General features: G+C 41.9%; 15 protein-coding genes. 1 reads left to right on the top strand and 14 read right to left on the bottom strand.

The window, feature by feature from the left end:
- The first annotated feature begins 50 nt into the window (after positions 1–50).
- Positions 51–914 (top strand): FlgD immunoglobulin-like domain containing protein, encoded by an 864-nt coding sequence (locus AS005_RS06765; RefSeq protein ID WP_101510919.1) that lies wholly within the window; start codon positions 51–53, stop codon positions 912–914.
- Here the strand turns inward: AS005_RS06765 and AS005_RS06760 are convergent.
- From AS005_RS06760 to AS005_RS06695, 14 genes are read right to left on the bottom strand one after another with little or no spacing between them, the layout of a single operon-like run.
- Entirely contained in the window at positions 911–1843 is a 933-nt protein-coding gene (locus AS005_RS06760; protein WP_101510918.1) for a calcium/sodium antiporter, read from the bottom strand. The genes AS005_RS06765 and AS005_RS06760 overlap by 4 nt on opposite strands.
- A 6-nt stretch (positions 1844–1849) precedes the next feature.
- Positions 1850–2269 (bottom strand): secondary thiamine-phosphate synthase enzyme YjbQ, encoded by a 420-nt coding sequence (locus AS005_RS06755; protein ID WP_015920273.1) that lies wholly within the window; start codon positions 2267–2269, stop codon positions 1850–1852.
- Complete coding sequence (rnr, locus tag AS005_RS06750) at positions 2266–4392, bottom strand: ribonuclease R (RefSeq protein ID WP_101510917.1); 2127 nt, start codon at positions 4390–4392, stop codon at positions 2266–2268. The genes AS005_RS06755 and rnr overlap by 4 nt, the downstream gene beginning before the upstream one ends.
- A gap of 19 nt (positions 4393–4411) precedes the next feature.
- Positions 4412–5041, bottom strand: coding sequence for a uracil phosphoribosyltransferase (upp, locus tag AS005_RS06745; RefSeq protein WP_101510916.1), 630 nt, complete (start codon positions 5039–5041; stop codon positions 4412–4414).
- On the bottom strand, positions 5038–6321 hold the full coding sequence (gene glyA / locus AS005_RS06740) for a serine hydroxymethyltransferase (protein ID WP_101510915.1): 1284 nt from the start codon (positions 6319–6321) through the stop codon (positions 5038–5040). The genes upp and glyA overlap by 4 nt, the downstream gene beginning before the upstream one ends.
- A 10-nt stretch (positions 6322–6331) precedes the next feature.
- Positions 6332–7714, bottom strand: coding sequence for a cysteine--tRNA ligase (gene cysS / locus AS005_RS06735; RefSeq protein WP_101510914.1), 1383 nt, complete (start codon positions 7712–7714; stop codon positions 6332–6334).
- A 16-nt stretch (positions 7715–7730) separates the two neighbouring features.
- Positions 7731–8183 (bottom strand): chemotaxis protein CheW, encoded by a 453-nt coding sequence (locus tag AS005_RS06730; RefSeq protein WP_101510913.1) that lies wholly within the window; start codon positions 8181–8183, stop codon positions 7731–7733.
- 13 nt (positions 8184–8196) lie between these two features.
- Positions 8197–8625 (bottom strand): biotin/lipoyl-containing protein, encoded by a 429-nt coding sequence (locus AS005_RS06725; RefSeq protein ID WP_101510912.1) that lies wholly within the window; start codon positions 8623–8625, stop codon positions 8197–8199.
- Positions 8601–8900 carry a hypothetical protein gene (locus AS005_RS06720; RefSeq protein ID WP_101510911.1) on the bottom strand — a complete coding sequence of 100 codons (300 nt, stop codon included), beginning with the start codon at positions 8898–8900 and terminating at the stop codon, positions 8601–8603. Before AS005_RS06720 ends, AS005_RS06725 begins: the two co-directional genes overlap by 25 nt.
- A 9-nt stretch (positions 8901–8909) precedes the next feature.
- Positions 8910–10457, bottom strand: a complete 1548-nt coding sequence (locus tag AS005_RS06715; RefSeq protein ID WP_101510910.1) for an acyl-CoA carboxylase subunit beta — start codon at positions 10455–10457, stop codon at positions 8910–8912.
- Positions 10454–13051, bottom strand: a complete 2598-nt coding sequence (locus tag AS005_RS06710) for a CBS domain-containing protein (RefSeq protein ID WP_101510909.1) — start codon at positions 13049–13051, stop codon at positions 10454–10456. The genes AS005_RS06715 and AS005_RS06710 overlap by 4 nt, the downstream gene beginning before the upstream one ends.
- The gene (locus tag AS005_RS06705) at positions 13052–13669 is read right to left on the bottom strand and encodes a hypothetical protein (RefSeq protein ID WP_101510908.1); all 618 of its coding nucleotides are present in this window, start codon (positions 13667–13669) and stop codon (positions 13052–13054) included.
- The gene (locus tag AS005_RS06700) at positions 13666–14424 is read right to left on the bottom strand and encodes a patatin-like phospholipase family protein (RefSeq protein ID WP_233186272.1); all 759 of its coding nucleotides are present in this window, start codon (positions 14422–14424) and stop codon (positions 13666–13668) included. Before AS005_RS06700 ends, AS005_RS06705 begins: the two co-directional genes overlap by 4 nt.
- The gene (locus AS005_RS06695; RefSeq protein WP_101510907.1) at positions 14409–15170 is read right to left on the bottom strand and encodes a patatin-like phospholipase family protein; all 762 of its coding nucleotides are present in this window, start codon (positions 15168–15170) and stop codon (positions 14409–14411) included. Before AS005_RS06695 ends, AS005_RS06700 begins: the two co-directional genes overlap by 16 nt.
- Between the last annotated feature and the right edge of the window lies 1 nt (position 15171).

Genomic DNA, 15171 nt, shown 5'->3' with positions numbered 1-15171 from the left:
CATCGATTCGATATCTTTTTGGATTAGAATAGTGTATAGGAGGTGAGAATATGAAAAAAAATCTTCTTATGTTTCTGTCTGCCCTAGCTATAGCAACTGTGGCAAGTGCTTCAAACTACGTGTTGATTGTATACTCGGAACCGTTTTCTCAAGTGTTCGTAAATGGAGAATACGTAGGAATGGTTGACATCACCGGTAAAATAGAAATCTCTCTGGATTCATCCGGAAAGTTCATTGTAACCGTGGAAAAGAGCTGGTATCTTCCTTTCGAAGGAGAGATAATTATCACAAGTCCAGGTAAATACTTTGTATTCGCTCATCTGAGGGAAGCAGGCGCCATTCGAGTATTTTCGAATGTTTACCCACTCGAGGTGTTCTCAGAAGGAATGTATTTAGGAAAGATATACAGTGTAAAAGATGTTTTGTACGCTCCTGCAGGAACAGTTACGCTTACTTTCAGAGCTGAAGGATACAAAGAAAAAACTGTAACTCTTCATATAACACCACGAAGCGAAAGAACGGTGAACATATTTCTGGAAGAAAAAGAGCTCGAGCTGAACTTAAAGATAGAGCCAGAAACTTTTTCTCCAAACGGTGATTGGTACAACGATACTACAAACTTCTATATCTACCTTTCCAAGCCAGCCCATCTGAAGATAGAGGTATTCGATTATCAAGGGACTGTCGTCTGGACACGCGAAATCGAAGGTTCAGAGGGCACAAATCGAATTGTATGGAATGGGAAAGATGTTCCAGATGGAAGATATAGGGTAAAAGTGACCGCGATAACAGACACCGAAATTCAGTCTGTGGAGCAAGAAGTAAAAATAGACAGAAGTGAGTACACATATTTCAAAGAAATCTTCATAGGATCAACTCTGATGGCGGTACTCTTACTGTTGTTGATTCACTAACCTCTCCCCGATATCAAATAAACGTAAACAACGTATATTGCGAAAAGAACAATTCCTTCTAACCTGGAAATTCTCTTCTTAGAGAGTGCAAACACGAAAATCAAGATGGATGTTGCAAGCAAAAATCCCAAGTCCATGGAATAGCTTGGGACATCTACTGTAAGCTTACTAAAGAGAGAACTCGTTCCCAATATGAGCAGGATGTTGAAGATATTACTTCCGACGATGTTCCCAATCAGAATATCACTTTCTTTTTTTACCGTAGAGACGATACTAACCATCAATTCTGGTAAAGAGGTACCAACGGCAACGATCGTGAGTCCTACAAAAGCTTGAGACAAATTGAATCTTTTGGCTATCCTCACAACGTTTTCTATCGCAAGATTACCACCGAACCATAGAGCAAAGATCCCCAGAATGATCATAAATACAGAGAATAAAACGCTTTTTTGTTCCTTTATTTCTTTCAACTCTTCTTCAACAACTTCTCTGGCGGATGTTACCAGATAGTACATGAAGATCGCCATGAAAGAGAGGAAGACTACCCCATCGTTCCACGAAAGAGAATAGTTTTTTAAGAAAAGGGCAATGAAAGAAATAGTTGCGAGTATCATAAATGGCAGTTCTGCTTTTATCGTACTCTTTTTCACAGGGATTGACCTGAAAAACGATGCTAATCCAAGACACAAACCAACGTTTGCGAGATTACTTCCTACCACGTTGGAAATAGCGATACTCGTGTATCCTTTAAAAGCCGAGACAAGAGAGGAAACGAGTTCTGGCAGTGAGGTCCCAAAAGCTACTATTGAAAGGCCTACTATGAGTTTGGAAACCCCCAATCTCATTGCAAGAAAAGAAGCTCCACTAACGAGCCAGTTCGCTCCGAGTATCAATATAGCGATTCCTACTGATGTGAGAAGGAACTCCAAATTCCATCACTCTCCTATTATCTTCACGAGAACTCTTTTCGGTCTCATACCATCGAACTCACCGTAGAAAACTTGTTCCCAAGGGCCGAGATCTAATTTTCCATCGGTGATCGCTATTACAACTTCTCTTCCCATTATAGTTCTCTTTAAGTGAGCATCTGCGTTATCTTCTCCTGTATCGTTGTGTCTGTACTGAGAATAAGGTTTCTCAGGAGCGAGCTTTTCCAACCACACTTCAAAATCATGATGGAGACCCGGTTCATCATCGTTTATGAACACGCTCGCAGTGATATGCATAGCATTACACAGAAGAAGCCCTTCTTTTATTCCACTTTCTTTCACGCACTCCTCTAGTAAAGGAGTTATATTTATGAACTCTCTTCTCTTTTTTGTGTGAAACCACAGTTCCTTTCTGTAAGATTTCATTTTTCTTCCTCCTCTACTATTACAAAATCTATTTCTCCACGTATTTTGTCTGCCCTCACGACTTTGGCTTTGAGTATATCTCCCAATCTGAAAGTCTTTCCTTTCCTTCTTCCCACCAGCATGTTTCTCGTTTCATCGTAATAGTAATAGTCGTCCAGCGTGGAAATATGTACGAGACCAGAAATACTCTTCTCCGGTATTTCCACAAAAAGGCCAAACTTGGTAATGTTGGTCACAACAACTTTGAACACTTCTCCAATATAACGGGAGATGTACTCGACTTTTTTCATGGCTATAAGATCCCATTCCGCCTCGTCAGCCACTCTCTCTCTACGACTACAATGCCTTGCTATCTTCGGAAGGATCTTAGAAAATCTGTCTATCTGTTCCGGTGTGAAGTATCCTTCCTGCTCGAGATAGAGCTTAAGCAATCTATGAACAACCAAGTCGGGATATCTCCTGATAGGAGAAGTGAAGTGCGTATAGGCATAAGATGCAAGGCCAAAATGACCGATGTTCACAGCAGAGTACATTGCCCTTTTCATCGATCGAACAAGTAGTCTCTCCACACTCCCCCTCAACGGATGATCCTTCACTTTCTCAAGAAGTTTCTGAAGCATTCCAGGATGCACGTTGTGCGAGAATTTTGCTTTTATTCCCATTGCTTCAAGATAGTTTTTCAATTGAAAGATCGTTTCGGGATCCGGTTCCTCATGGACTCGATACACAAAGGGAAGACCGGCGTGATCGAAGATCTCAGCTATCGTTTCATTTGCCTTTATCATGAATTCCTCTATCAATCTCTCTGCAACACCTCTTTTTCTCGGTACAATATCAACAACTTGACCATTTTCGTCCTGAATAACCTTCACTTCGTCACTCTCTATATCGAGGATCGCCCCCCGTTTTCTCCTCGCTTCACGAAGAATCCCTGCGAGTTCTACTGCGTTGTGAATGAGATCTTTAAAAGGTTCGTACTCTACCACCGAGGAAGGCTCTCTCAAAAATTCGTTCACTCTTTCGTATATCATTCTTTTTTTGCTTCTTATCACACTGGGAAACACATCGTATCTCACCACATATCCTTCTTTATCAATTTCCATTTCCACGCTCATCGTCAGTCTGTCTTTTCCTTCTACAAGACTGCAAATTCCGTTGGAGAGTTTGAAAGGAAGCATAGGTATGACCGTGTCTATCAAGTAAACACTCGTGCCCCTCTTAAAAGCTTCTTGATCTAACGCAGATCCCTCTTTTACATAGTGAGAAACATCGGCTATGTGGACACCTAGAAGATAATTCCCGTTAGGGAGCTTTTCTACGGAAATGGCGTCGTCGAAGTCTTTTGCATCTTCTCCATCTATGGTAACGATGACTCTATCTCTAAGATCCCTCCTTCCTTTGAGATCACCTTTCCGTACTCTTGAAGGTATGGCATTTGCCTCTCTTATCACCTCTTCTGGGAACTCACCTGGTTCGGGCAGATCGTGCTTTACAATCACACTCGGAAGATCAATAGAAGGATCGTCAAGATCTCCAAGAACTTTTATTATCTTGGCCTCGGGATTTCGACCAGGAGAGGGATATTTGAGAATTTCCGCTATAACCTTCTGATTCGGCTTGGCACCGTCTATATTTTCAGGTGACACATAAAAATCGTAGGCAATCTTTGGATCATCCGGTATGACAAAGCCAAAAGTTCCCTTATGGTCAAAAACACCTACTATCCTTCTCAAGCCTCTTTCAAGGACCTTCACAACACGTCCTTTTGGAAGGCCCCGCCAAGTTCCCGTTATTTCAACCACAACTTTATCTTTGTGAAGAGCATATTTTGTATCCTCGATCGGAACTACTATTTCTTCGAAATCATCGGTAATAACGAACGAAACGTACCCACTGCGCGTGAACTCTATCGTACCAACTTTCAGATCATCTCCCAATTTTCTGTATTTTCCCTTGCTGTCTCTGAAAATCTTCCCTTCTTTTTCCAGTCTTTTGACAACTTCTCGTACTTTTCTCCTCTTCTCTCTAGTTTTTGCTTTGAATTTCTTGTACAACTCTTTCAACACCATAGGTTTGTAATCATCCGAAAGTATGAATCTTTCCACGTCCTTTTTCAGACTCATTCACTCACCTTCTTTATTTTTATTTAGTTCTGAAGAGTCGATCACCGGCATCTCCAAGACCGGGAATTATGTAGCCATGATCGTTCAATCTCTCATCCAACGCCGCCACGTAGATTTTCACATCGTCGTGATGTTTTTCCACAGCTTCTACTCCTTCCGGTGCGGCGATCAATGCAACAAGGGTGATCTTTTTTGCTCCGTTTTTCTTTAAAATCTCCAGAGCTTTTATAGAGGAAACACCTGTTGCCAGCATGGGATCTAAGAGGAACACTTCTTTACTGCCATCGAGAGTGGGAAATTTCGCGTAATATTCCACTGCTTGAAGAGTCTCAGGATCCCTATATATTCCAATATGCCCAACAGAAGCATTTGGTAGCAATTCCAATATACCATCGGCCATCACAAGCCCTGCTCTGAGAATGGGAACTACGACGATATCTTTGTCGTTTATACGATATCCGACGGTTTTCGTCAAAGGGGTTTCTACCTCTATTTCTTCACATTTCAAATGACGGGTCGCTTCGTAAGCAAGGAGAAGTGTTATCTCTTTCAACAACTCTCTGAATTCCTTCGGTCCAGTATTTTTGTCTCTCATAATTGTGAGCTTGTGTTTTATAAGAGGATGATCTACCACAACGAGATTTTTCATATTTCCACCCCTTCGATTTTGTTCCGATAGAGAGGAAACCTTTCGCAGAGGTCTTTCACCCTTTTAGAAATCTCTTCACGAACACCGGGATCAACCGTTCCTTCGTCATCGATCACATGTGAAAGTGTGTGATCTATCAATTCCGCTATCTCCACCATTTCTGGTTCTCCCATACCGCGCGTTGTGATCGCAGGTGTTCCTATCCTTATCCCACTGGCAACAAAGGGCGATCTTTTCTCGTTGGGAATCGTGTTTTTGTTGACTGTGATTCCACAACTTTCTAGAGCTTTCTCAGCTGCCTTTCCCGTGATACCTTTTTCCGTTAGATCAACGAGGAGAAGGTGAGTATCGGTACCTCCAGAAACTATCCTGTAGCCTCTTCCCTGCAATTCTTCCGCCATCTTTTTCGCGTTTTTCACAACCTGACGTTGATACTCTCTAAATTCCTCTGTCATCGCTTCTTTGAAACAAACTGCTTTTGCGGCGATCACATGCATGAGGGGTCCTCCTTGGATACCCGGAAACACGGTTTTGTTTACTGCTTTGGCAATTTCAGGAACGTTAGTGAGAATTAGGCCACCACGCGGTCCTCTGAGAGTTTTATGGGTCGTCGACGTTACAACATGTGCGTAGTCTACTGGATTCGGGTGTATTCCAGCCGCTACAAGTCCTGCAAAATGAGCCATATCGACCATCAAATAAGCTCCTACTTCATCTGCTATTTCTCTGAACCTAGCAAAATCTATAGTTCTGGCGTAAGCACTTCCACCCGCCACTATTACTTTTGGTTTGTGTTCCAACGCGAGTCTTCTCACTTCGTCGTAATCTATCATCTCCGTTTCAAGATTCACACCGTAGTGAACTACCTTGAACAGTTTCCCAGAAAAGTTTACAGGTGCTCCATGTGTCAAGTGTCCCCCGTGCGACAGAGACATTCCCATGATCGTATCACCAGGCTCTGCCAGTGCCAGATAAACGGCCATGTTGGCCTGGGATCCAGAATGAGGCTGGACATTCGCAAACCTTGCACCAAAAAGTTTCTTTGCTCTCTCTATTGCAAGTTCCTCAGCTTTGTCCACCCATTCACATCCACCGTAGTATCTTCTTCCCGGGTATCCTTCTGCGTACTTGTTGGTGAGCATGCTACCCATGGTTTCTATAACAGCCAAGGAAGCGAAGTTCTCAGATGCTATCAACTCAATACCATATTCCTGCCTTTTCAGCTCGTTCACTAAAACCTCATAAATTTCTGGATCGATTTGCTTTACATGTTTCCACACAAAAATCACCTCACTCAACGGTGTATTCTGTTCCCCGTGGTGTATCCTTCAAGTTGATACCGATCTTTTTCAGCCGTTCTCTGATTTCATCAGAAAGATCATACTTCTTTTCTTTCCTCAACATTTCTCTAACATCTATAAGAATCTTTATCAATTCTTCATTGGCTACTTCTTTCTTCTCTTCGTTCAAGTCAAAAAGCCCCAAAACAGGGCCAAATTCCCTCCTAATAAGATGGTAATAGAGAAGCGCACCCTCACGATCGTTGTTATCCATTGCTCTGCTCAACCCTTTTACGAGTTCAAACAAAATTGAAACCGCCACAGGAGTGTTGAAATCATCGTCAAGAGCCTCTATGAATTTGTTCACGTATTCTTCGTAAACAGAATTTCTTTTGGGAATGCCAACTTCTCCAGTGTTCTCGTATCTTCTGAGAACTTCCCATACGCGTTTCACAGCTTTTGAGTAATTGCTCAGAAGTTCTTCTGAGAAATCCATAGGAGAACGATAGTGTTTCGAAAGAATCATGTACCTCAGAGCATCCCTTCCATACTTTTTCAATGCTTCACGAACAGTAAAAATGTTACCAGTTGATTTACTCATTTTGTCACCGAGAAACCTCACCATACCGTTGTGCATCCAATACCTAGCAAACGTCTTTCCAGTCAAGGCTTCTGCTTGTGCTTTCTCATTCTCGTGATGTGGGAATATCAAGTCTTCCCCTCCTGCATGAATATCGAAACTTTCGCCCAGGATTTTCACCGACATGACGGTACATTCTATGTGCCACCCTGGCCTTCCTTCACTCCAAGGAGATTTCCAGCAAGGTTCTCCGGGTTTCGCTTTTTTCCAAAGAGAGAAGTCGAGTGGAAACTTTTTGGTCTCATCTACTTCCACTCTGGCTCCAGCAATGAGATCGTCGATCCTCTTCTTCGACAACTCACCGTATTTCTCAAATTTTCTTACGTCAAAATAGACACCTGTTTCTGTTTGGTACGCAAATCCCTTTTCAACAAGTCTTTCGATTATCTCAACAATATCACCAACAAAATCGGTCGTCCTCGGATGAAAGTTGGCAGGCCTTATACCAAGGGCATGAGCATCTCTCCAGTATTCAGCTATGAAAGTGTCAGCCACCGTTTTTGGATCAACACCTAATTGGTTGGCTTTGTTTATGATCTTGTCGTCTATATCCGTAAAATTCTGAACCATGATAACTCTGTATCCTCTATACTCTAGATATCGTCTGAAAACATCAAAGACGACGGCAGGTCTTGCGTTTCCCACGTGAATCAGATCGTAAACAGTGGGACCACATACGTACATCCTTACAACGCCGGGTTGCAGCGGGACAAACTCTTCTTTTCTCCCGGTCAAGGTGTTCGTTATTTTCATTTACACACCTCCGTCTTTATACGTTGATGTTACTGATTTCCACGAGTTCCTCGGAGGTCAAAACTTCTTCTATATTCAGAATTATTACGATATCGTCCCTCACTTTGGCCAAGCCAAGGATATAGTTTCTGCCTCGACCACTGAGATTCTGAGGCGGCTGTTCAATATCCTCCTCCGTTAGGGTTAATACTTCGCTTACATCGTCAACTAAGAACCCTATTTGTGTGTCTTTGACCATACTGACTATTATTTTTGATTTACTCTTATCTTCCACATCCGGCATTTTGAACTTTTTTCTCAAGTTCACGATTGGAATTATCTTCCCTCTGAGATTCATTACACCTTCTATGAATTCAGCCGTTTCTGGTACTGGTACGATCTTTTCCACCTCGACTATGCTTTCGATTTTCATGATATCGATTCCGAACACTTGGTTCCCTAGCTTGAACGTTACGACTTTCAATTCCATACTCTTCCCCCCTTCAAACTATCTTTAAGAGAATTTGTCCGGTTTCTATGTTGTCCCCTTCCTTCACAAATATCTCCTTGACGACCCCGGAAAATTCGGATTGAAGTTCGTTTTCCATCTTCATGGCTTCAAATATGAGTAATTTATCTCCCACTTTAACTTCTTGCCCTTCTTTTACTAGAACCTTCAAAACGATTCCTGCCATCGGTGCTTTGACGAGTTTCTCTTCTGCCGATGATATCGATGATTTTTCCTTTTCCACAATCTCTTTCTCAACAGTTTCCTGGCTTTTTTCTTTCAAATCAGAAGACACAGAAGGAACCTCTCTAGAAAGAGAGAGTATCGTTTTCGATCCGTTGGAAGTTTTCTGCGAACTCTCAAGTTCTTCCACTTCCACAATGTATTCTTTTCCGTTCACTACCACTCTGAACTTTCTGACCATTTTCTCCTCCTCCATCCACGTTTTGTCCATGCTTCAAAACCCCGTTTTTTCTTTTTTGGCTTTATAGAAACTATTCTATACTCTCCTTCCATCATTTGAGCAAGAACGGCCGATATCACCGCTACGATTTCCTCTTCGCCTTCATAAGATTTCTTTCCCTCAGAAATCACAGATTTCTTTTGCTTTGAAAAAGTACTCAAAATCATAGAAAAAAAGAACAATACTAGAAAAACTAGAAAAACCATAAAAATACCAAAAATGAAAATTTGTAGCATTTCGTCACCTCACAGAGGAATATTTCCATGCTTTTTCTTCGGTCTGTATTCGACTTTGGTCTCACATATTTTCAAAGCCTCGGCGATATATTTTCTCGTTTCCAATGGATCTATGACCATATCAACGTAACCTCTACTAGCGGCTATGTAGGGATTGGCAAATTGTGCTTTGTACTCCTCAATGAGTTTTTTTCTCACCTCTTCAGGATTGGAAGCTTTCTCTATTTCCCTCTTGAAAATAATGTTGGCTGCTCCCTCGGGACCCATAACAGCGATCTCAGCAGAAGGCCATGCGAAAACCATATCGGCTCCCAGGTGTTTACTCCCCATCGCAATGTACGCGCCACCGTAAGCCTTCCTCAAGATCAAAGTGATTTTGGGAGAAGTTGCTTCACTGTAAGCGTAAAGAAGTTTGGCTCCATGCCTTATGATTCCACCATGCTCTTGTGCTACACCAGGTAAATAACCCGGTGTGTCAACAAATGTCAATATTGGTATATTAAAAGCATCTAAGAATCTGATGAATCTGGCTGCTTTGTCAGAAGAATCTATATCCAAAACACCAGCTAGAACGGAGGGTTGATTGGCTACTATTCCTACCGTTCTCCCTTGAACTCTCGCGAATCCAATGACTATGTTTCTTGCAAAGTACGGTTGAACTTCGAGAAATTCTCCGTGATCCACTATCCTTTTGATGATCTCTCTGACATCATATCCTTTGTTCGGATTATCTGGAAGGATATCCAAAATATCACTCGGAGTTTCAATGCCAACATCAGGATTCTCCACAGGTGGATCTTCAGCATTGTTGGATGGTAGATAGGAAAGAAGCGTCCTCACAAGTTCCATTGCTTTTTCATCGTTGTTTGCCAAGAAATGAGCGTTTCCACTCTTTTGATTATGAACCATGGCTCCTCCGAGGTCTTCTTGAGAAATTTCCTCACCAGTTACCGCCTTTATCACGTTCGGACCGGTTATGAACATTCTTGCTGTTTGGTCGACCATCACGATAAAATCGGTGAGCGCTGGCGAATAGACTGCCCCCCCTGCACAAGGTCCTGCTATTACTGTTATCTGAGGAATCACACCCGATGCTAGGGTGTTTCTAAAGAAAATTTCGCCGTAACCTGCAAGCGCGTCTACTCCTTCTTGAATACGTGCTCCTCCTGAGTCGTTTATTCCAACAACGGGAATTCCCATTTTCAAAGCCATATCCAAAAGTTTTGAGATCTTTTTTGCATGCATCTCTCCGAGAGAACCACCCATTACGGTGAAATCCTGCGAAAAGACCGCGACTTTCCTACCGTTTATTTCCCCTATACCCGTTATAACTCCATCCCTCGGCAATTTCACTTTGTCGAGACCGAAATAGGTGTTTCTGTGCTCGACGAACTTATCGATCTCCACAAAACTTCCAGAGTCGAGGAGAATTTCCAATCTTTCCCATGCGGTGAGTTTTCCAGCCCCATGTTGTTTTTCTACCTTTTCTGGCCCGCCACCTTGCTCTATTTCCTTTTCCCTTCTTTTCAAATCCTCCAACTTATCCTTTATACTCATTCTATCCCTCCGTTTCTCAATGATGACAAAACTTCCTCCAAAATCTCTTCTTCGTCCCTTGTGTCACCATCGAGCTTTTTCATCAGCACTTTTTCGAGCACCTCTCCAATTATTTTACCGGATTTAATTCCCTTTTTTATAAGATAGTTTCCATCGATCTTCTCGAGTTTTGTATTTTTGATTTTCAACAGATGTGTTTTGAAACTCTCTTCCTCTTTTCCCTCAAGGTATGATAGAAAATGACAAATAGTTTCGTTGTTGACACCTTTCACGATCGGATATATGAAAGAAGTCGGGACTTCTTCTTTCAACATCTCAACGAGTGCGGGAGCACTCTTTTCGACGTGCCTTATTTCATTTATCAGATTCCCACGAAGAGAATATCGCTTTTTTGTCTCACTCCAAGCTTCATCGTCGTAGAATTCGAGGAATATATGTAGAACCGCATAAAATTTGTTAACCTTCCCATAGTTTTTTTCCACCCACGGGATATTTCTGAATAAGTTTTCCATCTTTCCATCCATAGAAGGTGTGTAATAAGTTTTCGGAAAGAGGTGTCTTACTATATTGAATTCCGCCATTCTTCTTATAGATTTCAGTGGATTTCTCTCCTCAAGAATTTTCTCTATTTCTTGTCTTATTCTTGCTCCTGTGGTTTTTTCAAGATATCCCTCTTCTACCGCCTGTTTCAGAAGCTTTTCCGTTGTCTCCTCTATCCGAAAATCGAATCTTTGTTCGAATCTTATAGCCCGAATAATTCTCGTCGGATCGTCTACGAAACTGAGAGTGTGAAGAACGCGGATGATACCGTTTTTCAAATCTCTGTAACCTCCAAAAAAATCTACCAGTAAACCAAAATCAGCTGGGTTCAATTTTATTGCCATTGCGTTTATCGTGAAATCTCGTCTATAGAGATCTTTCTTTATTGTACTCATTTCCACATCGGGCAGCTTGGCGGGGGATTCGTAATATTCCATCCTAGCAGTAGCAACATCTATTCTCAATCCATCTTTCAAAAAAAGGGAAGCCGTCATGAATTTCTCATGCTTCACCATCTTAGCGGGAAGAAATCTCTTGGCGTATTCAGCGAACTCTATCGCATTCCCTTCGACTACTATGTCTATGTCCAAATTCTCAATTCCTAGAAGAAGATCCCTAACAAATCCTCCTACGACGTAAACCGGCATATTTACCTCATCACCAAATTTTCCAAGAAGTCTGAAAAGATTGAGAATCTTCGGTTCGATCCGCTCCATAAGGATCTTTGAAACATTCCTAAACACCTGTCCATTTTCTTTGAAAACAGGTTTCACATATTTTTTAAAAGGTTTTCCAAAGATAGCTCTCAAGACATCACTTCTGGTTACAATCCCCACCAAAATACCATTTTCTAAGATCGGGATTCTTCCTATGGCGTTTTCTACCATGAGTTCTCGCAACTTGGGTACAGGAGTATCTGGGGTTGCAACCACGAGATTTGGTGTCATTATAGATTTCACTGGTTTATCACCCAAATTGTGATTCATGGCCTTTTCAACTGCTTTCTTTGTTACGATACCCACTAACCTGTTACCCTCAACAACAGGAAACCCGTTGTGACCTGTCTGCTTCATCAACTTGTCTACTTCTCTTATAGTCATGGTCGAAAGAACTACTTTCACAGGTGAAGACATTATGTCCCTCGCCCTGAGAAGTGGCACAACGTGATCGTGCAGTTTTTTCAAAAGATCTTCGAGTACCTCCCCCGGTTCCTTCCCTACGATAGTTGCCGAAGCTGCTCTGGTATGACCTCCGCCTCCCATCTCTCTCATTAAAGATCCGAGATCCACATCAGGCGAGGATGTTCTTCCCACAATGTACACCTTTTTCCCCATTTTTACGATAGCTATAAACGTTTCCTTCCCCAGCATCTCCCAAGCCTTACTCACTATCAGACCAAGTCCGCCAACGAAATTTTCACACTCCACAACCGATATGGTAATGGGAACACCGTTCACTTCGTATTCCTGTGCAGTTTCTACTAAACGATTTAGTATCTCCATCTGTTGAGGTGTGAGTTCCTCTCTCGTATAGAGAGCCACTTCATCTAAATTGGCCCCGTTTTCCAAAAGGAACTTTGCAACTTCGAGATCACGGGGGGTAGTAGATGAGAAGAGGAGGTTTCCGGTATCATCGTACAAACCGATCATGAAGAGAGTTGCTTCAGTGGGATCAATAGGAATGTTTTGCTCACGAATGATTTCAACAAGAATCGTGATGGTGGCACCAACCTTCGCTACAACTCCTTCGTACGGACTTTCATCAGTATGATGATCAAAAACCTTTATCTTTGCATTCTTGATTTTCTTCTTTATCTTTTCCGGAATACGATCGAGGGAGGAAGTGTCAACTACTATCAATTCCGTAACTTCCCCTTCAAACTCATGGTCCCAAATGTACTCAAAACGATCGGAATATATTTTTAAAAACTCAGTGAGATTCCTAGCTGGATTGGAAGGCAAAACAATCGCATAATCGTTGAAAAGTTTTTTCGCTGCCACACAAGAAGCAAAGGCATCGAAATCTGGTGACCTGTGAGTAGTGATGATTTTCATTTATTCCACCTCTAACGTAACATCCACCGAACTTGCTTCCATCGTATCGTTTTCCAAATCTATGGTAACTCGGTCCGCTTTCATTTTCAGATCCTTTTCACTATCTTCAAGATTTACATCAATCGAGAGTTCGATAATTCCTTTCTCTCTCTTATAGACAAATCCCTCAGAAGAAGCCATTATAGATCCCTTTTCGATTTGAACATTTCCCTTTCCAAGAAACACGTTGTCTTCTAGATCGAACGTGATTGAATCGCAAGTAATATAGATAGTTTCCGTACTCGCTTTGTCAAGAAATTCTCCTTCGACGTTCCCTGTTATGGTTCCCTGCCTGGTTTCGATGTCGTACACCAAATGTTCTCCTGTGAGCTTCCCATCTTCAAGAATTACAACAACGGAAGAACTCGCTTCTGTCAATCTCCATTTGCCTTCCAATTTTCTGATGACAAGATTTTCCGAGGTCAAGACAAAAGATTCCTCTTCGACTTCGAGAATCACATTCCCCACGTATTCTATTTTTTCCTCCGAAGGTCTTACAAACCCAGCTTTTATGTGAATTGTTTTTGAAAATACCAACAAACTTAAGACCACTAAAGATACTACCAAGTATTTTTTCATTGTTGAACCTCCTTTAAAAAGTTGGAAAATTTCTCAAACGCACGTCGAAAGGTAAGAACCGGGGAGAGAGAGGAACATTCAACTTTCAAACTCCAGGATGCTTTCTCTAACCTTATTCTTTCGAGATGTTTTGTCCGTGCAATCGTTGAAAGAAACAAATATTCGAGCGCATTTCTTGGCGGATTGTGCTTGTTATTCAGCTCAAAAAGTACTATCACATCACCTTCTGGCACACCAGAAACCCAAGGAAGTGGAACATATCTCTCTTTGTAAGGACGGTAAAGGATAGGGAAAGAGAGAGAAATCTTAACTGCTTCTCGAAGGTCGTCTCCACATTTAAAAACGACTTCTTTTCCTTCCCGAAGATCGAAAGACCATATTTCGAGGCCGTCGGGTATTCTTTGTGCTGGGAAAAGTTTGTCCACGTATCTGTAGAGACGTTCATGATTTCGAACACCGTTCAGGCTGTCTCCCAATCTTGTAAGTATCCTCAAAGCATCGATCATGGAAAGTTTATCGATCCCATTGGAAAAGAAGGGATTTAGAAGCTTTTCTAGATTCATCCATTCTCTCACCAAAACAGAATATGTTCTGTTGAGGGAACGTGTGAGAAAATAGAGCCCACATGGAAGAGCAGATATTCCACAACACCTTACAATTGGTTCTTTTTTGTCTAGCTCTTTAAGAGCTTTCAACACACCAACAACTCCTAAATACGCTCCGCTGTCCCCTCCAAAAGCTATGACCAGGGCCATTTCACTCCTTCCAAATCTGAAAGAGCTTTCTCGTAAATCGTGTAATATTTATCAAACTCATTCCACGACTCGTTTACCTGATGTTCTACCACAAAATCTGCTTTGGAGAGCTCCTCTTTTTCCAATAAAATCTCTTTCCATCGATCCATTACAAAGAACATTTCGAAATGGTTCTTGAAGGAGCCATCTCTTTTTCTATTGAAGGTGGATGCAACCACAAATTCTGCTCCTAATTGCCGTGCTTGAAAGACAGGGGTTGGGGCGAGTACCCCACCATCTAAAGCCAAAGACCCTCCCAACCAGATCGGTTCAAAAAATCCCGGCACAGAACTACTCGCAACAACCGCATCAATCAAAAATCCTTCGGTCACGAGCAGTGATTCCATTTCTTCTGTATCGAAAACCACGATACCAAGTCTTCTTTTACAATCTGAAAATTTTTTCCTTCCAAAGACCTCTTTGAGAACGGTAAACAGAGTATCTGCCTTGAATAGAGAACGTTGAAAGAGGCCTTTCCAGGAACTTTCGTTTCCCGTTCTTTTCAAATCTCTGAGATGTTCCTTCATAATGGAGAAAGCAGTTTCTTTCACCACTTTGGGATCTCCGTACAGTGCGTACAACGCACCAACGATAGCACCTATGGAAGATCCCGTGACAATGTCAAAAATATCCCCAGTTTTTTCAAGCAAGGCGATGTGAGCAGCCCCCTTGACTCCACCCGCAGCTAAAGCAATCCCTCTTATCATC

Source organism: Thermotoga sp. KOL6, from assembly GCF_002866025.1.
Classification (GTDB): domain Bacteria; phylum Thermotogota; class Thermotogae; order Thermotogales; family Thermotogaceae; genus Thermotoga.
This window is presented reverse-complemented; position numbering and strand designations above follow the sequence as displayed.